Origin of the sequence: Parapedobacter flavus, from assembly GCF_035818675.1 — a bacterium.
In the GTDB taxonomy this organism is placed as follows: Bacteria; Bacteroidota; Bacteroidia; order Sphingobacteriales; family Sphingobacteriaceae; genus Parapedobacter; species Parapedobacter flavus.
The window spans coordinates 1-23,882 of the sequence record NZ_JAYKZZ010000026.1; the positions used below are offsets into that span (position 1 = coordinate 1).

The window sequence follows — 23,882 nt, forward strand, 5'->3', positions numbered from 1 at the left end:
TCATTTGTTTGTCTGTATCTATTCGCATTGTCATTCAAAAATGGCCCATAACATCTGTTTTAACGAAACGAATATACGGAAAATTTCGCTTAACCAACCCTATATACGTGTTTCGTTATTTGACTTTTCTTTCTACATAAGATATTGATATATTTGTATTTAAAAAATAAAACCGCACAAATAGCGAAACAAAATATTATAAAATACTATTTCCCTGATATGAATAGCGAAATCATACTTGAAACCTTCGAAAAGAGATTGCTGATGCAGAGATATGCTGGCAATACCATTAGATCGTACAAGGATTACGCTAGTATATTTCTTAAACATGTTAGCAAATATCCCTCCCTTGAAGAAATTCCACTGTCAGATATTGAGGCGTTTATAAACGAAAAAGTTCAAAATGGGAAAATTAGTGTTTCCTATCAAAAAGGATTAGTGGGCGCAATCAAGAAGATGTACGAACTGATATTGGACAAAAAAATCCAACTGGATTACTTATACCCGAAACGCTCATTTTCTAAATTACCTAAATTCTTTTCAAAAGAAGAAGTAAGAAATATTCTCGATAACACTCAAAATCTAAAACACAAGGCTATTCTGATGACAATCTATAGTTGTGGACTACGTCTTAGCGAACTGTTGAATCTCAAAATCAAAGACATAAAATCTTCCGATGGAATTATCAGAATCCATCAAAGCAAAGGTAATAAAGATCGGATTGTATCATTACCAGACAAATTGCTGGCGACTTTGAGACATTATTATCAAGCATTCAAGCCAAAGGAGTACCTCTTCGAAGGTGAGAAGGGTGGCAAGTATAGCGAACGAAGTGTACAGTTGATTCTGAAAAAAGCATTGATCAAAGCAAATGTTCAGTCGGAAGGCTCTGTACATACATTGCGACATTCTTATGCCACACATTTAATCCAATCAGGTATCGATATCCGAATTGTAAAAGAGTTATTGGGTCATGAAAATATAAAAACGACTATGATCTACACTCATATCACTGACATAGACAAGCAAAAGACTCCTAGCCCTCTTGATTTTTTATAAGAATAAGATGAACTTTTCACGCTCTATAGAAACAAGCATTATGTTCCAATCATTCTTTAAGAAGGGTTATTCTTCTAGCTTAACTTAACTTTGCTTAGGTTATTGAATAATCAATATTCAGATATAATTTGTCCGAAATGTGTCCGAAAAAAGAAAAAGCCACTGATAATCAGTGGCTTTTGTCGGGGTGGCAGGATTCGAACCTGCGGCCTCTTCGTCCCGAACGAAGCACGCTACCGGGCTGCGCTACATCCCGCTTTTGGTTGAGTTGGTGTGCAAAAGTATTACTTTCTCACGAAAAAATTCAGTCCTTCTCATGGATATTCTAATTTTTATTTTGTGAAAAAAACGCACCCCGTTTTTTATCCGACTTGGATTGAATTTTTTTTTATCTTTGCACTCCCAATCGGGTTGTAGCGTAGCCAGGTATCGCGCCAGCATGGGGTGCTGGAGGTCGTGGGTTCGAATCCCGCCAACCCGACTTAACAAAAAAAGCCGCCTTTACGGAATGTAAGCGCGGCTTTTTTTGTTTGTTCCTTCGGCACATTTAACCTACTTCACTATCCCGGCTCAACCGTTCCTGTCGCCAATGTATTTATAGAATGCATCGCGATAGGTATCACCTACCGGAATAATCTTATCTTCGATAAAAATACGCCCCCGTTCAATGCTCGCTATTTTATCTAAAGCGACGATATATGAGCGATGCACCCGTACAAACCGATTGGTGGGCAGGATATTCTCCATCTTTTTCATGTTCTGCAGGGTGACAATCCGTTCGGCTGTCGTATAGATCGAAATGTAATCTTTGAGCCCCTCGATGTACAGGATGTCTTCCAAATCCACCCGCTGAATTTTATGCTCGGTCTTGACGAAAATAAAATCCACGGCATCACTTGGAAGCGGCAGCGAAGCAGGCTGCGGCGCTTGCTGCGGCGAGCGACTATTCAACACTTTCTGCACCGAGCGGTAAAACCGATCAAACGCAATGGGCTTCAATAAATAATCCACCACGTTGAGTTCATAGCCGTCCAACGCATACTGCGGGTAGGCCGTGGTGAGAATCACATCGCATTTGCCATTGATGATTTTAAGGAATTGTATACCGGTCAGTTCGGGCATCTGCACATCTAAAAACACCAGATCCACCTCACCATTTTGTACCACCGCCAGCGCCTCTATGGCATTGGTCGTGCTAGCCACCAACGTCAGTTCGGGAACCTTTTCTACGTAGTCAGCGATGATGTCTAATGCCAGCGGCTCGTCGTCTACAGCAATACATCGTACCATGGGCCAATCTTTTGGGGTTATAAATATATGAAAAGTTCGCTACTGTAATAATTTTCCGATTCAACGACGTTGATGGTGTGCCGGTCTGGATACCCCAATTGCAGCCTCCGCTTAAGATTCGTCAACCCAATGCCTTTCGTTTGATCTTTGTTCACCTGATGCTTTGCATTTTCAGCTTTAAAATGTAACCGGCCGTTTTCAACGCCAATATCGATACGGATGGGTCGGTTTTCGTCGGTCGACACGCCATGCTTAAATGCATTTTCGAGAAACGAAATCAATAGCAACGGCATGATGCGGTACGGCGCGTCTTCGATGTGGACATGCAGGTCTACATATACCTCCTCTTTAAAACGCAATTTCTGCAACTCGATGTAATTTTCCAGGTAATTTATCTCTTGCTCCAGCAGCACCGCTTTCACATTGCTGTCATACAGCATATAACGCATAATTTCAGACAGTTTAAGAATGGCCTCGGGAGCCTTCTCCGATTTTTTAAGGGCCAATGCGTAAATGTTGTTCAGCGAGTTAAAGAGAAAATGAGGGTTGATCTGCGACCGCAGGAAAGCCAGTTCGGCATTGAGTTTTTCAGTTTCCAGGTTCTTATGATCCTCCCGGGTTTTGAAATTCATTGAAATCACGTAGACGGCGGTGCTTAGCAACATAAAAAACAGCCCCGAAATCAGCGCTGCCATCATATACTGTATAGTCGTTAGCACTTTCTGTTGGCCGTCGCTATCGCGGTACTGCAAAATGATGTCGTCGTAAAATAGGGCAATTCCGTATTTCACCACGATAGATATCACCAAAATAATAGCCATATAACCCAGGGCGCGGCCATACCGCCCAGTGCCAATCAGCAGCGGATTGATGATAAAATAGTGCAGATAGAAGATGATGATATTCAATGCACCATACAGCAGAATAAGGATAACGGCATGGGCCAGGTGTTCCCTCAGGTTTACGAGGAACAATATGGTCATGAGGGCCAGCCAGACCAAACCATGCGTCAAAATCTCCTTATTTTTAAGCATAATTGCAAATATAGGACTAGGCTGCCAATATCAGTTACGTTTATCGACAAACGCCCGCGTTCCATCGGCCAATTCCCTATTTCAACAGACAAACGGCCAGATCCCGTTGGTCTAGAAAATCCTACCGTTGGTCTAAAAATTTTTCACAGCTAGGTTGTAATTGGTTTATTTGTAGTGTGCAAAAAGAATTGATGCGATTAGCTAACCCTGAAACATACAAAAGATGAAAAAGTTTCTCAGTAACATTTCGCCCTTCATGCTGCTTGTCATTCCATTTTTCGTGGCCCTGATACTGGTAGCAAAACAACCCCAAAGTGACGTCACCCAAGAACGCATCCAGTTAAACGCGTCGTTCATTTCGCTTCCAGATATCCATGTTTTTAATGTATTGCTTTGGTGATAATGGGGGCACTTGCGTACCTTTGCCTCCATGCGAAGTACACCCCTATCTCTCCAAAGCATACTGACTGCCCTCGACCTCGATACGGCCTGTCTCCCGCTACTGGAGCAGGCGCCCCATCACGAAGCACTTCTGCGTGCGCACACGCCTGATGCTGTATACACCGCCATCCACGATATCGGTAATACACTTCATGCAGCATCAAAAGCCGACCAGTTGGTCGAAGACCTCGAAGAGCGCATCAATATCATTACGCATAAATTAAAGTTCATTGCTGATGAAAACAAACCGCGCGTATTGTTTTTGGCTGACCTTTCACCAGTTCAACTCATCAGCGATGCGTATCTTGAAACCGCCGCGCGTACCGCGGGCGGCATCCCCATCAGCTTACTTACCGAGGGCATATCTGCCGATGTAATTGTGGTTATCAGTGAAACGCCCATGCCCCAACTGCTGGCTGCGCTACCGGCACTGCTCGCCGCGCCCGAATGGGCCCAAACAACAGCGGTAAAACAAGGTAATGTGTTTATCATCCACCACCCCGACCACCTGCGGCAGCCGGGGGCACTCATTGGCGATGACATCGAAATCCTGGCGGAAATCCTCCATCCGAAACAATTTATTTTCGGCCGCGATGAAGATGCATGGATGAAATTCGAGGTGCAATAACCTACCGCCCACCCAGCAGGTAGCGTTTAAAAGCACCAAAGTCCACATCCAGGGCCATCGCTTCTTTTTTCCGGTCTTTCAACCCGTCTACCTGTACGGGGAGGGCTATTTTCGCCGTCAGTTCCTCGGTAAATACCTCAGGGAATTTACACGGGTGGGCAGTCGACAGGAAAACCGATGCATACGTACCCGGATGCTCTTGGCGATAGTGCTCCGCAGCCAGCCACGCAATTGCAGTATGCGGACAAGCAACGTAACCATAACGATCGAATAGCGTCTGGATCGCGCCCCTCGTTTCCGCATCGGTAACGGTATAAGATGACACTAACCGTTTCAATGCTTCCCGGTCGTTATCGAACATATCCATGATGCGTACCCAATTGCTCGGATTGCCAACGTCCATGGCATTGGCCAATGTCTGTACCGAAGGGCGCGGTTCATACCGGCCGTCGTGCAAAAAGCGTGGTACGGTATCGTTCACATTGGTGGCGGCGATGAAATGTTTCACGGGCAGCCCCATTTTATAGGCCAGTAGGCCTGCTCCGATATTACCGAAATTGCCGCTGGGCACCGAAAAGACAACGTCACGTATCCCTTGTGCCTGCAACTGGGCATAGGCATAAAAGTAGTAGAAGGTCTGCGGTATGAGCCGGGCAATGTTGATCGAGTTGGCCGAGGTGAGCCGCAACGCTGCTTTCAATTCCGGATCGTTGAACGCTTCTTTCACCAGTGCCTGGCAGTCGTCAAAGGTGCCATCCACTTCGATGGCATGGATGTTCTGACCGTTGGTCGTGAGTTGCAATTCCTGTATGGGGCTCACCTTCCCCTTGGGGTAAAGTATGGTCACCCGCGTGCCCGGCACCCCAAGGAAACCCAACGCTACAGCTCCGCCGGTGTCGCCGGAGGTTGCCACCAGTACATCGAGCACCCGGTCGTCCGCTTGCGAAAGCGCCGCCATCACACGGCTCATAAAACGGGCACCGAAATCCTTGAACGCCAGTGAAGGGCCGTGAAACAGCTCCAACACGGCCATACCGCTATCCAGCGGGCGCACCGGCGCATCGAAATCAATGGCGTCATCGATGATACGGCGCAAATCCGCCGCAGGGATGGCATCGCCGATCAATGCCGAAGCAACCTTAAATGCGATATCCTGGAAGCTAAACCGAGAGAGGTGCTGGATGAAATGTGCATCCAGTGTCGGGATGGTTTCCGGCATGTATAAGCCTTTATCTGCCGGCAAGCTATTAAATACCGCTTCCTTGAACGGTACACGTAAATCTTTATTGTTTGTACTATACAGTTGCATGGTTGTCTGATTCAATTTAGTCCCCTATTTCTCTTGGCCCTGTGTTGTTGATGCCCGATACGTAGCCGTTGCTATCGATGCCCTGCCCATTCAAGAGCTCCTGCACGGCAGCGGTAATGCGGGTGGCCACGTCTTTGCTTTGCGCGAAAGCGAAGACCGATGGTCCCGATCCTGAAATACCGAAGCTGAGTGCGCCGGATTCCATGGCCACGCGGCGCATCTCATAAAATTCGGGAATAAGGATAGCCCGGGTGGGTTCAATGAGTACATCGTGCATGCTCCGCCCGATGAGTTCGTAATCGTTGCTATAAAGCCCAGCCACCAATCCGGCGATGTTGCCCCACTGTGTTACGGCATCCTGAAGCGCCACTTTCTTGCGGATCATCTGGCGCGCATCGCGCGTAGGCACATCCACGTGCGGAAACACCACCGATGCGAATAGCGACGGTGGGGCGGGCAGCTTCACCACGTCTAGGGGATCGTAACCCCGTATCAAGGTAATTCCACCCATCAATGCGGGTGCCACGTTATCGGCATGGCCGTGGCCGCAGGCCAACTCTTCGCCCGCTACCGCAAAGAGGAGCAGTTCCTCGCGCGACAGCGGGTTGCCGAGTAACGTATTGATGGCGAATAGTCCGGCCACGGTGCTTGCTGCGCTCGACCCCAAGCCGCTGCCGATAGGCATCTGCTTATGCAATTCGATGGCTACACCCAGGTCGGTCCGCCCGATATGCCGCAGGTAGGTCAGCACACTGGCACTCACGGTATTCTTTGCGGCTTCGCGGGGCAGTCGCCCATCGTCTCCGGTTACGTCTACCAAGTGGACACCCGGCTCTTCCACCTTCCGCATACGCACTTCGTCACCCGGCTCATCGAGGGCAAACCCCAGCACGTCAAACCCACAAACCATATTGGCCACCGTAGCGGGCGCAAACACATGTACTTGTTCCTTTTCCATAGCTTCCATTTAATTATGCCCCTACATTGACCAAATCCGCAAATACCCCCGCTGCGGTCACCTCCGCTCCGGCACCCGGTCCTTTAACCACCAACGGCCGTTCCTTGTACCGTTCGGTCGTAAACGAAATGATGTTATCGCTGCCCGACAGGGCGAAAAACGGATGGTTGCCATCCACCATTTCCAGTGCAATGTTTACCTGGCCATCGGCCAGTGTACCGATATAGCGGAGCACCTTGTTTTCCGCCTGCGCCTTTTTCTTCAAGGCATCGAAATGGGCATCGGCGGCTTTCAGTTCACGGTAAAAATCATCCACCGAAGCCGCATTGATGCAGGCATCGGGCAAGATGCCCCCAAGCTGCACCGCTTCGGGTTCGAGCGGGTACCCCGCATCGCGGGCCAGGATCAGCATCTTACGCATGAAATCCGTACCTTTCAGGTCGTCGCGCGGATCGGGCTCCGTATAGCCGAGCTCCTGCGCAGTTTTCACCACATCGTAAAACGACGCGTCGCCCGTAAAGTTGTTGAAGATATAAGAAATCGTACCCGAAAGGATGGCCTCGATACGGACAATCCGGTCGCCACTCATCATCAGGTCGCGAAGTACCCGAACAATCGGCAGCCCCGCACCCACGTTGGTTTCATAAAAGAAATCCACGCCATGCCGGCGGGCGGTATCCCGGAGCATCCGGTATTGTTTATAGCGGCCCGAATTGGCTATTTTGTTGCAAGTCACCACCGAGATGTTCGATTGGAACAATCCTTCGTAATGCTTGATGGGCAACTCGCTTGCAGTATTATCGATAAACACACAGTTGGGTAGGTTCATCTGCTTCATCCGCGATACAAATACATCCAAATCGGCTGGTTCGTCCGAGGCCTCCAACTGCGCTTTCCAATCATCCAGCGCGATGCCTTCGCCATGGAAGAGCATCTTCCGCGAATTGCTAATGCCGACGACTTTAATTTCAATGTCGTTGTTATCGAGCAGGAAGCCGTGCTGTTCGCGTATCTGCCGGAAAAGGGTCGACCCGATGTTGCCGGTACCCACGTTAAACACATGCAATGTTTTATTCAGCTTAGCAAAGAACGCATCGTGCACCGCATTCAACGCTTTTGCCAAATCGTCATGGCTGATGATGACCGAAATGTTATATTCCGATGAGCCTTGGGCAATGGCCCGCACATTAATCCCGTTACGGCCCAGGGCGTGGAATAACTTGCCCGACATACCCGGCGTTTGCTTCATGTTTTCGCCCACAATGGCGAGTACCGAAAGGTTTCCTTCAATTTCGGGTTCCGATAGCTTATTGGCCTGCAATTCCAGCTCAAACTCGGCTTCGATCAGCGCCTTTGCCCGCTGCGCATCGGCAGGGTGCACGGCAAAGGTGATGCTATGCTCGGAGGACGACTGGGTAATCAATACCACGTTGATCTCTTCGCGGGCCAGCAACGTAAATAAGCGGCCGCTGAAACCCGTACGGCCCACCATGCCCCCACCCATCACATTGATGATGCTGATGGCTGGAATGGACGAGATGCCTTTGATCGGCAATGCGGTCTTGCCACTATCGTACTGAATCATGGTGCCGGCAAACTCCGGATTAAACGTATTGCGGATCAGAATGGGAATTTTCTTGAGAAATGCCGGAATCATCGTTGGAGGATAGATGACCTTCGCCCCGAAGTAAGACAGCTCCATGGCTTCTGTATAGGAAAGAACAGGCAGTGAAAACGCTTTCTTCACCATACGGGGGTCTGCAGTTAGCATCCCATCTACATCGGTCCAGATCTCGATCGCATCAGCCCCGAGTGCCGAGCCGATGATGGCTGCGGTATAGTCGCTCCCACCCCGCCCTAGGGTAGTTACCCGCCCTTGTTCATTGGCGGCGATAAATCCCGTAAAGAACAATAGCTTCGATCCGCTTTCGGCCACATGTGCCCTAATCGCTTGCTCCGAAAGGGACTGGTTCACATGTGCGCTACCGAAATGGCTGTCGGTTTGGATGAGCTGCGTGGTATCCACGAAATCTACCGCTGGGAAATATTGCTCGGCAATTTTGCTCACCAGCAGTACCGAACACCGTTCGCCGTAACTCACAATCAGATCCTTGCTCTGCAAGCTCAGTTCGCGGAGGTTATACACACCCTGCAGCAGGTCTTCCAATTCATTCAGGTAAATCCTCAACTTGGTAAATACGGGATTTTGCCGTTTTACAGCAATCAGTTGCTTTACTACCGAGAAATGGCGCAATTCCATTTCTTTCAATCCGTCGACAAAATCTTTCCCTTCCGCCGCCTCCGTGGCAAGCCGGGTGAGCAGGTTGGTCATACCGGCCATTGCCGAGAGCACAATGATTGGCCGCTCGCCGGCCTCGTGCGACTTCCTTACGATTTCGAGCACCGCCCCGATGCTTTCTACGGTACCTACGGATGTACCGCCAAATTTGAGTATCTTCATGTTATCTCCTATACCACCTGTTGAAACTAAAAACGCCCTCCTCTACTCGAGGAAGGCGCTTTATGGTTTTTATCGTTACGACTACAACATAAAATTACTTCCTCCGTGTATTATACCCGGTGGTAATCGTTGTTGTAATGGTCGTGTTTTTTTTCACTGTGATTGCTATTTCCGCGACAAAGGAAACCCTTTATTTCGAAATTTGCAAGGAAAATATCCTTTTTTTATCATTTACGACTACTCCTTAAAATTTAATACCTTTAGCCAAGAAACAGAGAGAACAGAACCCATGCTTACCACACCAACTAGTGCCGCATCCCCTGAATTTGCCGACCAACAGCACCCCCGGAAAGCGAAATACCTCCGCTTTCTGGCCATCCCATTGATGCTCGGCATAACCATCGCTTGCCAAAACCAACAACCTCAGCAGTCCAACTACAAGACCACCGGCAGTATCCAGCGCCTCGACGCGGCGCTGGATGCCATCATAGACACCAATGCCACGATTGAGATCATTGCCGAAGGTTTTAAATGGAGCGAGGGACCACTGTGGGTAGAAACGACACAGATGTTACTATTCTCGGACGTACCTTCAAACACGATTTATAAATGGACCGAAGAAAGCGGTACCGAGGTGTATCTACAACCAAGTGGTTACACCGGTGCAGCACCTACCCAAAGCAAAGAGCCCGGCAGCAACGGCTTGTTGCTGGATCATAGCGGAAATCTCGTGCTCTGCCAACATGGCAACCGGCAGGTAGCGCGGATGGAGGCACCCCTGGATAAACCGGCAGCCACCTTTTCTGCCCTGGCCAGCCAATATGAAGGCATGCGTTTCAGTAGCCCCAACGATGCCGTCTACAACACGTCCGGCACATTGTTTTTTACCGACCCTCCCTATGGGCTACCGGCGCAAAATGATGACGACCCGGCAAAGGAAATCCCATTCAACGGCGTGTATAAATTAACGCCGGAAGGCGACGTCATTTTGTTAACAGACCGTATCACCCGGCCCAATGGTATTGCTTTCTTCCCCGATGGGCACACCTTATTGGTGGCCAGTTCCGACCCAAATGCGGCCAACTGGTACACGCTCGATGTCCGTGAAGCACCAACCACCCCCACGTTGTTTTACAGCGCCACCGCCGAGCGCGATAGCCTGCCCGGCCTACCCGATGGCCTGAAAATCACAAAAAACGGTACGGTCTTCGCCAGCGGACCCGGCGGCGTGTGGATATTCAACCGCGCAGGCCGCGTGCTCGGTAAAATCGAACTGAACAAGGCTGCATCCAATGTGGCCTTATCGGCCGACGAGAAAACCATCTACATCACCAACCATCAGCAAGTATTACGCGTAAAGATCAACAGGTAAATCCTACGGCCGTATTCCGTGAGGTTGTACCCTTGTCGGCAATCCACTACAATATCTGATTATCAACCGGTTTATCCTTGTTAAAAAAGCCGGCATTTTTACCTTTGCCGTCACTTTAGTACAGCGGGAAGGTCTATACATGACGTCCCACCAATGGGCAAACTAAAATGCATACCGGAAAGACATATGGCATCGATATCAGCTTCGAAACACTCCAGCTGCCCCTGCAGCACGATGTGTTGATCTTGGCAAGAAATGCGACCCAGGGCAAGCGCGGCCTGGGTAAGTCACTGGAGCTTTTGGCACCGGGAACCTTTCAGCCCGTCGATTCGGAGGTGGGGCACGAAGGTATCGAAGCGGTCTTCATCCATCGGCGCGTCCTCACCAAAATCCCGGTAGAACGAATTATGAATGTGTTGCAACAGCATGTTTTCGAACATGTCGGTGAAGGTGAACTGATCCAGGTTGATATGCATGTGCGGATATCGTTGAGTAACCTAAATAGTTAACACGAAACACAAACGGGGCAATGAACATACAATCGCTGATAACCAAACAATACACCACGATCGATGCCTATGCCGGAACCGTTTATGCCACCCAGCTCTTGCACACCGCCGATGTGTTGGTTGTCGTTGACAACGAGCATCCCATCGGTATCCTCACCGCGTCAGACCTGGCCATGAAACGGCATCAGGTGGTGGTTGACTGTTTGGGCCAATGGCCATCGGTCACCTCCAACGCGTCGGTCAGCTCGGTACTGACCCGAATGAAAGCCACGGGTGCCACGGCACTTCCCGTTACCTTCAAGGGAAGCTTCTATGGTATCATCAAACAAATCGACTTACTTACGCACTTGCATATCGACCATGAAAAACAACGCGCTGCGCTGCTGGCTGCGGCACACGACCTCCGTAGCCCCATTGCCTCCATTACCATGCTGGGCACCATCCTGCGGGCCGACCCCGCACTGGGTCAACACCAGGAACTGATTGACAAATTGAGCGAAAGCTGCGACTATGCGCAGGTACTGATACAGGATATCCTAAACACGGAACAGTCGCCCACCGAAACACTATCGTTAGAAATGGAAAATATCGACGAATTGGTTGATGAATGCACCACCTCGTTGAGCGAGCAGTTGGATAATAAACAGTTGAACTTATCCAAACAGTTATACAGCAATCTTAACATCAAGGTAGACCGCCACAAGCTAAAAAGGGCCATTAATAACATGCTTTCAAACAGCATTAAGTTCTCGCACCCCGGCGGTACCATTACGCTATCCACCCGCGCAGCCCCCGGCGACCGGGTATTTCTGGTGGTGCGCGATACCGGCATCGGCATCCCCAAGGATATGCGCGATCGGATATTCGACAAATTCACGAAAGCCCGACGCCCCGGTACGGCCGGCGAACCAACTACCGGCTTAGGGTTGTACCTTACCAAAACCATCATCGAATCTCATGGTGGCACCATCGAGATGGAAAGCGATGGCGAAACAGGCACCAGCTTTATTGTTTCGCTGCCGGCCTAATCGGTGATCGTACTATTTCAACGTCAACGCTTTAAAGGAGCGCGTCAACGCGGTGAGCGACTCTTCCACTCCCATCCGCTCCAACGAAGAAGCCCCCACAAAACCCTGTACATCGGTGTGGTCAAGCACCCAACGGACGTCCTCCGGTGTATTGATGGGCCCACCGTGGGCAAGGAAGAAAACATCGGGGTTAACCGACCGACCCGCTTCAATGATTTCCTGCGTGCGCTCCACCGCAAAATCCATGCTACGCGACGCGTTCACCACACCGATGGATCCACCCACCGTGGTACCGACGTGCGAAATGATGGCATCGGCACCCGCATCGGCCATTTGTTTGGCTTCTTCAGGCGTGGCTACATATACAATCGAAAACAGGTCCATCTTCGTGGCTAACCTAATCATCTCCACCTCCTTGGCAAAGCCCATCCCTGTCTCTTCCAGCACATTCCTAAAATGCCCGTCTACGATGGAGTGGGTAGGGAAATTATTAACACCCGAAAAACCCATGTCTTTTACTTTCAGCAGGTGGTGCCACATGCGGCGCCTCGGATCGGATCCATGTACGCCACAGATCACGGGCACCTCATTCACCACCGGCAGCACCTCAAATTCACCAATTTCCAGTGCCTCCGCATTCGCATCGCCGTAAGCCATCAGCCCGGCTGTCGACCCGTGCCCGGCCATGCGGAAACGCCCCGAATTGTAGATGATGATGAGGTCGGCACCGCCGCGCTCGATGAATTTGGCACTGATACCGGTGCCTGCACCCGCCGCAATGATGGCCTTCTTATCGGCTAGCGTCTGCTGCAAGCGTTCCCTTACTTCCTGTTTCGTATAGGGGTTACCTACCCCGGTCCATGGATTTGGCATAGTTAAAATCGTTTTTTGTCTGTGGCACGAAGGTCGGCAAGTTTAATAATATACGCAAATCTGCTTGGCTATGCCTGCCTGCGAGGCTTTCCGTCGCTGGCCGCGACAGGGCTTTGTTCTTTGGCTTGCCCCAAAGAACCAAAACGCAAGGCTGTGCCGCAGTTGTTGTTCCGGCTGCGCGCTGGTGCAACGGCGCGAACCCTAGGCCGCCTGCACCCATGGCCCACCCCATGGCGGGGTTCCACTTGGTGAGGTAGGTACCCCATCGTTGCTGCAACGCACCACCACGGCCTACACATCCAACTGCGCCAAGGCCGGTCCTGCCTCCGAACGGGCGTTACTGACAGCACCCAGACGCAGCTATCACAGACCTATCTACGTTCCAATCCGCAGCGTCATTCCTTCATGGCGAGCATGCGCGGGCGCTGGATGCCTTTGGAGCGAAACCATCCGAAGATAACAGTTGAACGCAGACGGCCTAGCCTGCGGAGGCAGCAACCGGCAGCCAGGCATGCCCGATAGCGAACCGACGAACGAAGGGATGGGCTAATGCATGGGGGTGGCTTCGGTTCGCTGCGGTGCATGCGGCAACGGGTTGCAACGGAGCAGGCAAGCCGAAGCACCTTGGGCACTTGGGTGCATTCCAAGTGCCATGCCCCGCGGCATAGAGCGGAAAAAGAGAAGTCGCCTTCATGGCGAGCATGCGCGGGCGCTGGATGCCTTTGGAGCGAAACCATCCGAAGATAACAGTTGAACGCAGACGGCCTAGCCTGCGGAGGCAGCAACCGGCAGCCAGGCATGCCCGATAGCGAACCGACGAACGAAGGGATGGGCTAATGCATGGGGGTGGCTTCGGTTCGCTGCGGTGCATGCGGCAACGGGTTGCAACGGAGCAGGCAAGCCGAAGCACCTTGGGCACTTGGGTGCATTCCAAGTGCCATGCCCCGCGGCATAGAGCGGAAAACAAAAAACCTTACCACAACTAACGCCCCATAAGTTGGAGCAACGTCTCCACAGCCTGCCGGGCAAAAACCTCCTCGTTGATGTGCGCAGCAATCTCCGTTACGGCTATGTGCTCACTTGCCGTTGCGCGTATCGTATCGAACAGTGCGCGGTTCGTCTCCGGTGCCGAAAAAACACCCCCCTCGGCGTCAATCTGCGAAAGCCCGTAGGTGGGTAAAAGGATAGCGACAGGTGCCTGTGCACGATTAAGCTTACCCGTAAGCAGCCCGGCCAGTTGCCGGTTTTCCTCCGCGTCGGTGCGCATCAGCGTCACGTCGGGTGCCCAATGGTAAAATTGGCGCTGGCGGTACCGCGGGGGTACGGTATCCGGGTGGGCAAAATTGACCATATCCAAGCACCCTGGGGCCACCACCTGCGGCACACCGCAACGGGTCGCCGCCTCCATACGCGCCGGACCCGCACTGCAGATACCACCGCACAGCTCGTCGGCCAGCTCGGTGGTCGTAAGGTCTAGCACTCCATCAAAACATCCCTCATCGATAAGCGATTCCATGGTCTGCCCGCCCACCCCGTTGGCATGGAATACAAACACTTCATATCCGCGCGCTTGCAACAATTCGGTACAGGCCGTTACGCAGGCAGTCGTGTTGCCAAACATCGAAATCGCAATCCGTCCCTTGGTGTCGGATGTCTCGCTTTCACCCTGCACATTGGCCATTCCGCAGAGGGCCGCAGCTGCCTGCTTGATCAGCATCCGGCTGATACTGTTCAGTCCGGCAATATCGACCACCGACGGCATCAACGCAATATCTTTGCTGCCCACCTGGCGTGAAAGGTCTTTCGATGCCACCGTGCTGACGCACAATTTCGGAATGCCTAGTGGAACCGCTTGCATGGCGGCCAGGGCGATGTAGGTGCCACCGCCACCGCCCATACCCATCACCGCTTTCAGCTTACCCTCCTCGTGGAGTCGCTTCAGGATGCTAGCAGCGCCACGCCCCATCACATCTACCGCATAGCCGCGGTCGGCACGTTCCTGCAGTTCGGCGAGGGTATGTCCTGCTGCCGAAGCCACCCGATTGGCTTCAAAGTCGACCGGGAAATCGCCCGTACTCCCATACGTACCCGTATTGATGGTCATCACCGACTCGCCATGCCCCAATATACAGGCGCGTAGAAACGAAAAGTCGGGCCCTTTGGTATCAAAGCAACCCAGTAGTACAATGGATTTTTGAACGCTAGCCATAGTCCTCCACGAAATGATCCAACACCTTCATCACGTCGCACCCTTCCTGCACGCTGCACGGATTAGGTCCCACACCCCGGATATACGAAACCACCGCCGCAATCATGGGTTGCTGCACGTGCGGTAACGGGTCAAAGTTGAACTGTTGCACACCTCGTCCGTTCACTAATTTAATGGGCTGGTAATCGAATACCGAGAACGAAACCTTCCCCTCCGAGCCGATCACTTCACACACATCACGCTTTTCCGCCACGTTAAAGGCCCACTGCCCGTTGAAAAGCACCCCATTTTCAAACCAGACCTGGCCCGATACCACATCAGCGGCTCCATATAACTTTGCCTGGTTGCGGGCCATACCGCCGCTTTCCGCTATATCTCCGAAAAAATAATGCATCAGGTCGATCTGGTGGGGAGCCAAATCGTGGAACAACCCCCCGCCGGATTGCTCCGGATTGAGCCGCCATTGCATTCCGGGCGACTGCAGTATGTCCGCGGCGAGCGGCTGCTGGTAATATCGCAGGTTGGCAATGCGCGGTGTGCCGATGTGGCCATCAATCAATTCCTTCACTTTCTTGAAGTAGGGCTGTTCGCGACGGTAATGGGCTACAGATAGCTTTACGCCGGATGCCTGCTGTGCCTCTACCAACGCCTTCGCCTCTTCACGGTTCAATGTCATGGGTTTTTCGAGGTACACCGGCTTTCCCGCCCGCAATGCGGCGGTGGCATAGTGCAGATGCGTATCGGGCGGCGTGGCTACATAAATCGCATTCACCTCGGGGTCGTCCATAAGCTGTTGCGCATCGGTGCACCACCGTGGCACGCCGTGGCGCTCGGCATAGCTTTTTGCTTTCGCCCCATCCCGACGCATCACTGCTACCAAGTGCGAATGTTCCACCTGTTGGAATGCCGGGCCGCTTTTCACTTCGGTTACGTCGCCGGCACCGATTATCCCCCATTTTACTTCCATGGTTTGCTTTATTTATCGTACGGACAGATCTTCCCACACCAGCTTCGGTTTGCCCGCTTCGCAGACTACCTGGTTGGGCGGCATTACATAGGCGCAATCCGAGGCGATGCCGTATTCGCGGTTGTACGCATCTTGAAGCGCGGTGTAGCTTCCCACCATTTTCAGGAAAGCCGTTGTATCCAACTTGATTGAATAGGGCACGTAGCCCGTGGGGCCGCCGCAAGCCTTCGCACCGATGGCGGTAAATCGCCATTCGGAAGCGTCGCCGCAGGGATACATCAGCGAGAGCGAATCGATTTTCTCGCGTAGCTCCCGCAGCTTTTCTTCATCGCTTTCCCTCGTACCGGTAAGGAGTTGCGTTTTCTCCTCACAAGCGCCCGCGCCGATCAACAGCACGATGCTCATCCATGCAAAATAGGTATTCATTCTTCCTTTCATAGGCCAAAATGGCCACCAAAAACGTGCCATGGCTTGGGTGTGACTCAAAATAACAGAGACGGTACGTGTTCTCCTACAACAATTCTTGCCTCCCACCGAGCCGGTAGTTGAGCCCGATTTCATGGGTGGTGTGCTGATGCGGCTGTTATCCACACGCACCTGCCGGGTACCCACGTCCGTCAGGCTGTTGCCAGTATAGGACGTGGTACCGACTGGTAAGGTTTCGGTGATAGCCTATGATTTAGCTGTGCCATCGTACGCGAAGCTGCCACCTACCAGCGTGACAATGTGCTTGAGGGGTATGATGGAGAACATAGACATTGTTTACTTTTTAATACGGTGCAATATTACCGTATCTGCTGCAAGGGCAGGTAGCCCGATAAGGTATAAAACGCGAGAAAAAACAGCCCGATAAGTTATTTTTGTGTAGGTTTGTCTAGATAATTGTGCGGATCATTTAAACTTACCAATGCCCACTTTAAAATTAAAAAGCTGGTTAAGTCAATTCAAGCAGTATTTCTTCACCTACAGTAAAGGTTTTTACCATTTACCCTATAACGGGAAATCGCCCCAATCGCTGGTGGACAGTTTTGGTTGCAGCACAACCTGACCTGGAATAGCCTGTTTGTGGAAGGTGACCTGAAAGCGTTTGTCGACTCCGACCAAGAGTTTATTGTCTGGCCCGTAACGGGCGATCAGGAGGTCTTAGCAAATTTTGAGCGTTTTGACGAGGCTATGAATGTAAACGGCAACCGCTTACAGATTGATTTCCTGCGCCTGAAACACGATACCTTGAATCTCATTTTTGACTTCTTTAACCTGTGTAAGGAACAGCAGGTCATTGCCAACAACGTACCGGTAGATTATCAAGACAAGTTCAATATCCACCGGGTTGAACACTACCTAGCCCAGCACCTGCTCGGTAAATTTCCGGGCATCGAGTTTCTGGCCTCCCGGTTCGGGGTTTCAGAGAGTAAACTCAAAGCGGAATTCAAACAGCTCTTCGGCAAGCCGGTATACCAGTATTTCCAGGAGCAGCAGATGCAGCTGGCCAAAGAACTGCTCATCGACAACCATTTACTGATCAAAGAGGTATCATACCGTCTTGGCTATGAAAATACCAGTAAGTTTTCTGCCGCCTTTAAGAAATACCATCATGTGCTACCTTCGGATTTGCAAAGGTAACATCAACGATGATTTTGAGCATCTTTCCTGACAACTTTGACGTCGTGTTACCTGCATAAATTGGCAGATGTATAGTTATTTCATTGATTCAGGTGAGTCATCACTTGCTGACCATCCCTTAAGTATATTCAAAAAGGAAATTTTTCCCAATCTAGGCATAGGCTTCACCATTGGGCAGGGCGGCGGCCACCCTTTCATCGGCCATAGCCGTGTGAGCAATCGGCAGTGTGAGGTAGAATGTGGAACCGGCGCCCGGCTCACTTTTCACGTTTATCCTACCGTTCAGCCGGTGCGTCAGTTCGCGGCACAAGAATAAGCCCAAACCGATTCCTTTCTCGCTTTCGGTTCCGTATGTCGATTGGATCTGCCCGTTGAAAATCGCCTTGATGTGTTCATCGGTCATGCCAACGCCGTTATCGCGTACAAAGATGGTACATTCTTCTTGTTCTGTATTTGCGGTTACGCCCACCGTTACCTGTCCGCCCTGCCCGGTAAACTTAATGGCGTTGCTAACCAGGTTGCGGATAATCAGTTCCAGCATCTCCATATCGGCAGCCACCAAGGCGTCATCAGCCGCATCCACGCGAATGGCGATGTCTTTTTTTTCGGCGACAAATCGCTGTACGTCCAATATACGATCGATGACGACCATCGGTTCCACCACGGTAAATACTGGATGAATTCCTTTTACCTGTGCGAGCACCCAGGAGAGCACGTTATTCAATAGGTCGGACGTGTTTCGTGCCGCAATCAATAAGTCCTCCTTCAGTTTCCGCTCCTCCCTAGGCGGGAGTTCCGCCTGCGACAGGATTTCAAGTGTGCCTGTAATCGCGCTCAAGGGGTTCCGCAGGTCGTGGCCCAAAATAGAGATCAGCTCCAGCTTTTCATGATTTGCGTCTTGCAGCAACCGGTTTTGGTTCCTGATGCGTTCACTCTGGCGTTCTATCAGTTGGGCCCGTGCTTCGGCGGCCGTCCGTTCACGGTCGTACGCCCTCCGGAGGTATCGGGTGGTTAGAAAAATAGAGATGACGATGATGGGCAGCGATGTGATAAGATCAATATAACGGTTGCTTTCGGATTCGTAGCCAGCCATTACGATTGTTGGATTGACATATTCGAGCACCAATAGGCCGACAGGAAAAATAAGATGCAATACCATGCCTACCGGCTGCAGGCGTTCGCTCGCAAAAACGATGACAAGCTGGTAAGACAGCAGGAAAAAATAAAGTGCCGGTCCATCGCTCCCACCGTTATACAGGAAAACGAACGTGATCAGCAGGTAACTCCAAGCCATGTACACCAGCAGGCCTGTTTGGTACCATCCGCGATATCGCGAGAGGAAATACATCACAAGGAGCATCCCTTCGGTAACGAGGAGTACTGTGGCAATTTCGGTCAGCCCCAAATACCAGTCGAGCGGTATCAAGATAGCCAACAATAGGAATACGAATATCGATACCACGTTGAACCCACGGTTCTGGCGCGGTGTTTCATCAGGTTTACCCACCAGGCTATTCCAGTATCGCCAGCGTACAGCGTTAATCGAATCCAATAATTTATTTCTCAACAAAACACCTAGCTTACAACGAAACACAAATATAACCTAAAAGCATCAATTTTTAAACACCTGACAACAAATTAACAGGTAGTAAAGCCCGAAAACCCACCAAGGAAGACCGGACGTATTAATAAAAAGGGATGCCCACGTTATCGCAGACACCCCTTTTTGTTCGATTGAAAGCGTTGAGCTATCGGCGTCGCCACCGTTGCAACACCCACGTTACCGCGAAGCTCACCGCCGCGCCGACGGCGGCCAGCACGGCGGTTTTGACCATGTCGTGCACGCCCAACTGGGCGATCACGCTGAGTAATGTACCGCCGCCCGTGCAGATGCCGAGCTGAGTGTTAGCCATTTTCATCGGTTTCTCCTTCCTCCTTTCGCACGCCGCTTTCAATCGCCTCCAGCACGCCCAGTGCCAGAGCGAGGTACCGCGCTGCTACCACCACCTTGGGGGGCAGTTTCACCGGCGAAGCAATGATGAGTTGGCTGGCCACCGCCAACATTTCCTTGATCCTGTCATAAAGTGTCGCCTTCCCCGCTTCGGGAAGTTCGACGGTTTTCGTTGTTTCTTTCATGTTTTTTGATTTTTTACGTTAAGTGTTTAGGTTATCGCAACGCGTCTGGGTGCAAGCACCCTAGGTCGCTTATGCGATAACCTAAAACACCCTCTAATAGATTACCACAGAGACGGCCTAGGGTGCTTGCACCCAGTCGTCATGGGGTAATCTATTCTCCCTATTCTCCACCACCAACCTATCATTCCCCCTTTCAATCGCTGCCATCAGCATGGGGTAGACAAATTCATAGGCCGTGCGCGACCCCATCACCTGGTAGTCCCCGTCTAGCCATTGCCAGTAGGAGCCCGTGAGCGGGCAGCCCCGCGTTTCGTGATGGTAGTTTCCGATGTGGAAGAACACCAGCTGGTAGTTGGGGATCTCGATGATCTCCACCATGCCCTCATGTAGCAGGGGAAAGCGCTTTGCATACTTGGCGTGCATGCCAGCGGAATGGTTGAGGGAGAGGCCGTAGTCGCCGGGTGGGATGCAGGTTTTACCCGCAATTTTATCCTCACGGATACGATCTTCCAGCAGGTAGCAGCAGAAGAGGCCGTCGATGTAAAGGTGGCTGAGGGTACTTTGCTTCCCCTCAGCCACGCGGATGATTTTAATTGCCGCGTTGTCCATTACCTTTGCCGTTTACTCCGTTACACCCGATACCGCGTCGGACCAGTCGCCCACGCCATGGCCATTCATGCCGCGCACGCGCACCCAGTATTCCTTTACGCGCTGCAGTCCGGTAATGACATTGCTCCGCGAGTCCGTCGTGGTGAAAATCTCATCCCCCCATACGATGGGGTCGTCGTCGTTGAGCCGCGTACCGATCTGGTATTCATACTGCCACACGTGCTTCACTTTGGCAATCTTCATCAGCAGTTGCCCGCGCTGCGGTCCGCGCAGTACACGTACCCAAAGGGGCACTTCCGGTGCCTTCCGGGCTTCGGGAGGCGGTATGAGCATGAAGCCCGAGCTCACCAGTTTGTTGGCGTCGCCAGCCGCGGTGAAATTCACATAAGTGGCCAACCGTTTCATCTGCTCCAGCAGCGCTTGCTTGGCGAGGTCTTTTGCGGTATTAGCGAACTTGCCACCCGTTTCGGCCGCCGCCTCATGTTTGGTGCGGTAATCGGCCACCACTACCGCATAGTCTTCGATTGTCGGTATCGGACTGGGGTAGTTGGCATTGCCCGTCATGTCGGTCAGTGTCTTACCCGCCAACGTCGCTACCAGGGCGTCGCTGGCATCTTTGTAACTCGTATATACTCTTGGTGTATGCATTTTATGCTTTTTACGTTGTCGATTTTCCCGATGCACCATGCTGTCGGGATGTTAACTTGTTCCAGTTGTTTTTCTGCGCGGGTTGCCGACTATCGGTTTCCCGCCTCGTTGCGGTAGGCGAATTACATGGCGGCCTCCTTTCTTTTTATTTCCATGCAGCAAAACTGGAAAAGGCAATACGGGCCAACGAAAAATCGGGCATTATCGGGCACTATCGGACATGTTAGGCTACAATTCGGGCATTTAAAGGGGTATTTATCGGGCATATTGGGAAACATGCCCGGCTTTCCGGTACCGGAAAAAAGTTGACCGGTATCGGGACAATACTGACCGGTACGGGGAAGACGCTGCCCGGTACCGTGGGAATGTCATCCCCTACCGGGAAATAGCTACCCTGTATGGGTGGTGGGTTGCACGGTATTGGGAAATAGCTCACCGATACGGGTTGAACGAAGAACGGTAGGGTTTAAACGTTGACGGGTATAGGGCATAAGTTCCCCGGTACCGGTGGCGATTCCGCCGATATCCTGTAGCCGGGCACCGGTACAGTTGAGCCGTTGACCGACACCGGGAAACGGCTAACCGGTGTGGGGACGTTGTTTACCGGTATCGGGGAAAAGTCGTCCCATACGGTTTATCCGTTTAACGGTACGGGGTAGCTCCCGCCCCATATCGGAGCATAGCTTTCCCGTACCGGCCAGCGAGTAACCTATATTGTTTAATCCGCCAACGATACCGGTCGGCAACCAACCCTTCGGGTAATACCGCTGGGCGGCATCATTTTTTCTCCTTACCCTTACGGAGCGTATACCTCTTGTACATCTGCTCCACGTCGGTCTGTTTCAACCAAATGCGGGGCTTTTTTTTGTGTTGGTCGCCGCTTTTATGATATGCGGCCAGTTCGCCCGACTTGATCATTTCCTCCAACGTGGATTTAACCACGCCAAGGCGGAGCCATGCTTCCTTGCGCGACATCCAGCGACCCGAATCGATGTCTTCGTCGGTTGCGACAAACGGCGTACTTGACGGCGGCTCGGTTAGCATTGCATTGGCTACGGGCATAGCCTGTGGTCCCGAGCTGCCTGATGGACAACCATAATCGGCCAATAGCCGGTCCAACAGACCGCTCTCATCAACCTTCATAAAAATGTGTGCAATCGCAGCTAGGCTGCCTTCGACGGACGCGGGACGTCCATCTGTGTTTTCCAAATGCTTTAACATCGTAGAATGGGTGTTAAAGCCAACGCCTATCCGCCGGACCGCGAAAACGGATTTGGTAGCCTAGGACCGCTCCTGCCCACCGATAACCCACTTCGCCAAGAATGGGGATGGCTTGGTAAATAATACAGTTAATAATTCGTAATTAAGACGGGCTTTGGCCGGTTTTGTTACGCGTACGACGATACCACCAGTAGCGGATGCGCATCCAAACCAAACCTACAACGGATGATCCGAACATGCGGTTTGGTACCGTGTCCGGAAAAAAATGGTTCACGGGCTTGTCTAGCACTTTACCCAATTCAAATAATATGGCTGTTCCAGGCAGCACTTTGCCGCTTTCAATTTGGGTGATCGAGGGCTGGGTCCGTCCAATGGCTTTCGCCAATTGGTGCTGGGTCATGTCTCGCTCCAGACGGGCTTTCATAATCCGGATACCCACCTCAGATTTGTAATTATCAAACTTCATACCGCTACTTAATTAACTGGTCATTAATGAGAAAAATATAAGTGTAGTTTATATAATCAATTGTCTATTAGGTATTTAAAAAATAAAGACAGAGTTTAGCCACCGTCTTCCAATGTCGGGAGGCGCTAAATATCAAAATACCATGTATACTAACACCACACATCCATCAACCTTAATCGTTCCAACGGGAATGGATCGCCTGCACACCGATCAGTCGGAAACCATCACAGGCGGCAAACGCCGGGAAGGGTCGCTCCTCGGCCGTGTCGTCATCGGCATGATCGGTGGCATGATTGTACCGGGCGGATTTATCATCGCTTTCTTCTGATACGAAGGCAGCAATTTCGATGAGGGAAATCGGCCGGATCGAACAGGCCAGCAATACACCCGCAAGCGCGCCGTACAAATGAACGGCGCCAGCGGGTTCCCTCAACCACACCTGCACAACCAATACAAACAACATGATAAACGCTATCCAGATGGGCAGTAGCCCAGCCATAAAACCGGGCATCACGCCAATCGGCTCCACTGGGAAATACATCAGGAAAAACAAGGCAGCTGCCAAAACCAATGCCGAAGCGCCGGCCGACCGGTGCGCCGGATGGTACCGGTGTTGGATGGCCGCCAGCACACCAACGAAAACCGCCGTAAATGCAATAAACAGCAACTCCAACCCATGCCCTGCCCAAACGCCGAAATCGTCTACCAGCATGTACTCCACTTCGGGTAACGTGAGGCAAAGCAAGCCACCATTGATCAGCAGATGCTTCTCATCCACATGCACGAAAACCGAGGTAAAAACGGTGAACATCCGCTTACCACGATATAAGGAATACGGATGCATCCGCAACGTTTCAAACAACCGCCGCTTCCGCAACGCCGCGAGGCTAACGGCCACGAGTGTAGCAATAAAAAAGTAAGCCAACGGCGCTTCATGTAAGGGAGCAAGCATCAATAATCAATTAGGTCCGACGGGACAAAAGGATTGCTTAAACGTGTTAGTACGACCAAAAGTAACCTTTTATGCCGGAGCACAACAAA

General features: G+C 51.4%; 26 protein-coding genes and 2 tRNA genes. 9 read left to right on the forward strand and 19 right to left on the reverse strand.

The features are described 5' to 3' along the window. Positions 1-219: 219 nt before the first annotated feature. Positions 220-1,059: a phage lytic cycle repressor MrpR family protein gene (locus U9S71_RS18225; RefSeq protein ID WP_026357444.1), complete on the forward strand. Its 840-nt coding sequence runs from the start codon at positions 220-222 to the stop codon at positions 1,057-1,059. 182 nt (positions 1,060-1,241) lie between these two features. On the opposite strand, the gene U9S71_RS18230 is transcribed toward U9S71_RS18225, so the two are convergent. After that, positions 1,242-1,315: transfer RNA gene (locus tag U9S71_RS18230), tRNA-Pro, on the reverse strand. A gap of 151 nt (positions 1,316-1,466) precedes the next feature. Here U9S71_RS18230 and U9S71_RS18235 point away from each other — a divergent pair. Beyond that, a tRNA-Pro gene (locus U9S71_RS18235) sits at positions 1,467-1,540 on the forward strand. A gap of 89 nt (positions 1,541-1,629) precedes the next feature. Here the strand turns inward: U9S71_RS18235 and U9S71_RS18240 are convergent. Both U9S71_RS18240 and U9S71_RS18245 read right to left on the reverse strand, forming a co-directional pair. Then, complete coding sequence (locus U9S71_RS18240) at positions 1,630-2,349, reverse strand: LytR/AlgR family response regulator transcription factor (protein WP_326329143.1); 720 nt, start codon at positions 2,347-2,349, stop codon at positions 1,630-1,632. A 17-nt stretch (positions 2,350-2,366) separates the two neighbouring features. Beyond that, positions 2,367-3,383, reverse strand: a complete 1,017-nt coding sequence (locus tag U9S71_RS18245; protein ID WP_326329144.1) for a sensor histidine kinase — start codon at positions 3,381-3,383, stop codon at positions 2,367-2,369. A gap of 223 nt (positions 3,384-3,606) precedes the next feature. On the opposite strand from U9S71_RS18245, the gene U9S71_RS18250 reads away from it, so the two are divergent. Both U9S71_RS18250 and U9S71_RS18255 read left to right on the forward strand, forming a co-directional pair. Then, positions 3,607-3,783 carry a hypothetical protein gene (locus tag U9S71_RS18250; RefSeq protein ID WP_326329145.1) on the forward strand — a complete coding sequence of 59 codons (177 nt, stop codon included), beginning with the start codon at positions 3,607-3,609 and terminating at the stop codon, positions 3,781-3,783. A gap of 30 nt (positions 3,784-3,813) precedes the next feature. Further along, positions 3,814-4,452 carry an ABC transporter substrate-binding protein gene (locus U9S71_RS18255; protein WP_326329146.1) on the forward strand — a complete coding sequence of 213 codons (639 nt, stop codon included), beginning with the start codon at positions 3,814-3,816 and terminating at the stop codon, positions 4,450-4,452. A gap of 1 nt (position 4,453) precedes the next feature. On the opposite strand, the gene thrC is transcribed toward U9S71_RS18255, so the two are convergent. The 3 genes from thrC to thrA are packed head-to-tail and all read right to left on the reverse strand — an operon-like array spanning position 4,454 to position 9,180. Further along, positions 4,454-5,761 (reverse strand): threonine synthase, encoded by a 1,308-nt coding sequence (thrC, locus tag U9S71_RS18260; protein WP_326329215.1) that lies wholly within the window; start codon positions 5,759-5,761, stop codon positions 4,454-4,456. A gap of 16 nt (positions 5,762-5,777) precedes the next feature. Beyond that, positions 5,778-6,719 (reverse strand): homoserine kinase, encoded by a 942-nt coding sequence (locus tag U9S71_RS18265; RefSeq protein ID WP_326329148.1) that lies wholly within the window; start codon positions 6,717-6,719, stop codon positions 5,778-5,780. 13 nt (positions 6,720-6,732) lie between these two features. Beyond that, positions 6,733-9,180 carry a bifunctional aspartate kinase/homoserine dehydrogenase I gene (thrA, locus tag U9S71_RS18270; RefSeq protein ID WP_326329150.1) on the reverse strand — a complete coding sequence of 816 codons (2,448 nt, stop codon included), beginning with the start codon at positions 9,178-9,180 and terminating at the stop codon, positions 6,733-6,735. Positions 9,181-9,469: 289 nt separating this feature from the next. Here thrA and U9S71_RS18275 point away from each other — a divergent pair, with 289 nt between their 5' ends. The 3 genes from U9S71_RS18275 (at position 9,470) to U9S71_RS18285 (ending at position 12,089) form a co-directional block, all read left to right on the forward strand. Next, positions 9,470-10,552 carry an SMP-30/gluconolactonase/LRE family protein gene (locus U9S71_RS18275; protein WP_326329152.1) on the forward strand — a complete coding sequence of 361 codons (1,083 nt, stop codon included), beginning with the start codon at positions 9,470-9,472 and terminating at the stop codon, positions 10,550-10,552. Between the two features lie 167 nt (positions 10,553-10,719). Continuing rightward, on the forward strand, positions 10,720-11,061 hold the full coding sequence (locus U9S71_RS18280) for a hypothetical protein (protein ID WP_326329154.1): 342 nt from the start codon (positions 10,720-10,722) through the stop codon (positions 11,059-11,061). 20 nt (positions 11,062-11,081) lie between these two features. Next, the gene (locus U9S71_RS18285) at positions 11,082-12,089 is read left to right on the forward strand and encodes an ATP-binding protein (RefSeq protein ID WP_326329156.1); all 1,008 of its coding nucleotides are present in this window, start codon (positions 11,082-11,084) and stop codon (positions 12,087-12,089) included. Between the two features lie 12 nt (positions 12,090-12,101). On the opposite strand, the gene U9S71_RS18290 is transcribed toward U9S71_RS18285, so the two are convergent. Both U9S71_RS18290 and U9S71_RS18295 read right to left on the reverse strand, forming a co-directional pair. Then, a complete protein-coding gene (locus tag U9S71_RS18290) occupies positions 12,102-12,962 on the reverse strand; it encodes a phosphoenolpyruvate hydrolase family protein (protein WP_326329158.1) in 861 nt (286 codons plus the stop codon). Continuing rightward, the gene (locus U9S71_RS18295) at positions 12,934-13,239 is read right to left on the reverse strand and encodes a hypothetical protein (RefSeq protein WP_326329160.1); all 306 of its coding nucleotides are present in this window, start codon (positions 13,237-13,239) and stop codon (positions 12,934-12,936) included. The genes U9S71_RS18290 and U9S71_RS18295 overlap by 29 nt, the downstream gene beginning before the upstream one ends. A 282-nt stretch (positions 13,240-13,521) precedes the next feature. On the opposite strand from U9S71_RS18295, the gene U9S71_RS18300 reads away from it, so the two are divergent. Then, positions 13,522-13,716 carry a hypothetical protein gene (locus U9S71_RS18300; RefSeq protein ID WP_326329161.1) on the forward strand — a complete coding sequence of 65 codons (195 nt, stop codon included), beginning with the start codon at positions 13,522-13,524 and terminating at the stop codon, positions 13,714-13,716. Between the two features lie 228 nt (positions 13,717-13,944). On the opposite strand, the gene U9S71_RS18305 is transcribed toward U9S71_RS18300, so the two are convergent. From U9S71_RS18305 to U9S71_RS18315, 3 genes are read right to left on the reverse strand one after another with little or no spacing between them, the layout of a single operon-like run. Further along, positions 13,945-15,171: a Tm-1-like ATP-binding domain-containing protein gene (locus U9S71_RS18305; RefSeq protein ID WP_326329162.1), complete on the reverse strand. Its 1,227-nt coding sequence runs from the start codon at positions 15,169-15,171 to the stop codon at positions 13,945-13,947. After that, positions 15,164-16,138, reverse strand: coding sequence for a Gfo/Idh/MocA family protein (locus U9S71_RS18310; RefSeq protein WP_326329163.1), 975 nt, complete (start codon positions 16,136-16,138; stop codon positions 15,164-15,166). Before U9S71_RS18310 ends, U9S71_RS18305 begins: the two co-directional genes overlap by 8 nt. Positions 16,139-16,150: 12 nt before the next feature. Further along, positions 16,151-16,564, reverse strand: coding sequence for a hypothetical protein (locus U9S71_RS18315; protein ID WP_326329164.1), 414 nt, complete (start codon positions 16,562-16,564; stop codon positions 16,151-16,153). Between the two features lie 606 nt (positions 16,565-17,170). On the opposite strand from U9S71_RS18315, the gene U9S71_RS18320 reads away from it, so the two are divergent. Then, positions 17,171-17,761, forward strand: coding sequence for a helix-turn-helix transcriptional regulator (locus U9S71_RS18320; RefSeq protein WP_326329165.1), 591 nt, complete (start codon positions 17,171-17,173; stop codon positions 17,759-17,761). 151 nt (positions 17,762-17,912) lie between these two features. On the opposite strand, the gene U9S71_RS18325 is transcribed toward U9S71_RS18320, so the two are convergent. The 8 genes from U9S71_RS18325 to U9S71_RS18360 form a co-directional block, all read right to left on the reverse strand. Then, positions 17,913-19,328, reverse strand: a complete 1,416-nt coding sequence (locus tag U9S71_RS18325; protein ID WP_326329166.1) for a sensor histidine kinase — start codon at positions 19,326-19,328, stop codon at positions 17,913-17,915. A 181-nt stretch (positions 19,329-19,509) separates the two neighbouring features. After that, positions 19,510-19,674 carry a hypothetical protein gene (locus U9S71_RS18330; RefSeq protein ID WP_326329167.1) on the reverse strand — a complete coding sequence of 55 codons (165 nt, stop codon included), beginning with the start codon at positions 19,672-19,674 and terminating at the stop codon, positions 19,510-19,512. Beyond that, the gene (locus U9S71_RS18335) at positions 19,667-19,897 is read right to left on the reverse strand and encodes a hypothetical protein (protein WP_326329168.1); all 231 of its coding nucleotides are present in this window, start codon (positions 19,895-19,897) and stop codon (positions 19,667-19,669) included. The genes U9S71_RS18330 and U9S71_RS18335 overlap by 8 nt, the downstream gene beginning before the upstream one ends. Positions 19,898-20,014: 117 nt before the next feature. Continuing rightward, the gene (locus U9S71_RS18340) at positions 20,015-20,506 is read right to left on the reverse strand and encodes a DUF5675 family protein (protein ID WP_326329169.1); all 492 of its coding nucleotides are present in this window, start codon (positions 20,504-20,506) and stop codon (positions 20,015-20,017) included. A 12-nt stretch (positions 20,507-20,518) separates the two neighbouring features. Continuing rightward, positions 20,519-21,154, reverse strand: coding sequence for a fibronectin type III domain-containing protein (locus tag U9S71_RS18345; protein ID WP_326329170.1), 636 nt, complete (start codon positions 21,152-21,154; stop codon positions 20,519-20,521). Positions 21,155-21,931: 777 nt separating this feature from the next. After that, complete coding sequence (locus U9S71_RS18350) at positions 21,932-22,375, reverse strand: MerR family transcriptional regulator (protein WP_326329172.1); 444 nt, start codon at positions 22,373-22,375, stop codon at positions 21,932-21,934. 142 nt (positions 22,376-22,517) lie between these two features. Next, the gene (locus U9S71_RS18355) at positions 22,518-22,841 is read right to left on the reverse strand and encodes a helix-turn-helix transcriptional regulator (protein ID WP_326329174.1); all 324 of its coding nucleotides are present in this window, start codon (positions 22,839-22,841) and stop codon (positions 22,518-22,520) included. Between the two features lie 172 nt (positions 22,842-23,013). Beyond that, positions 23,014-23,793, reverse strand: a complete 780-nt coding sequence (locus U9S71_RS18360; RefSeq protein ID WP_326329176.1) for a rhomboid family intramembrane serine protease — start codon at positions 23,791-23,793, stop codon at positions 23,014-23,016. Positions 23,794-23,882 lie beyond the last annotated feature (89 nt).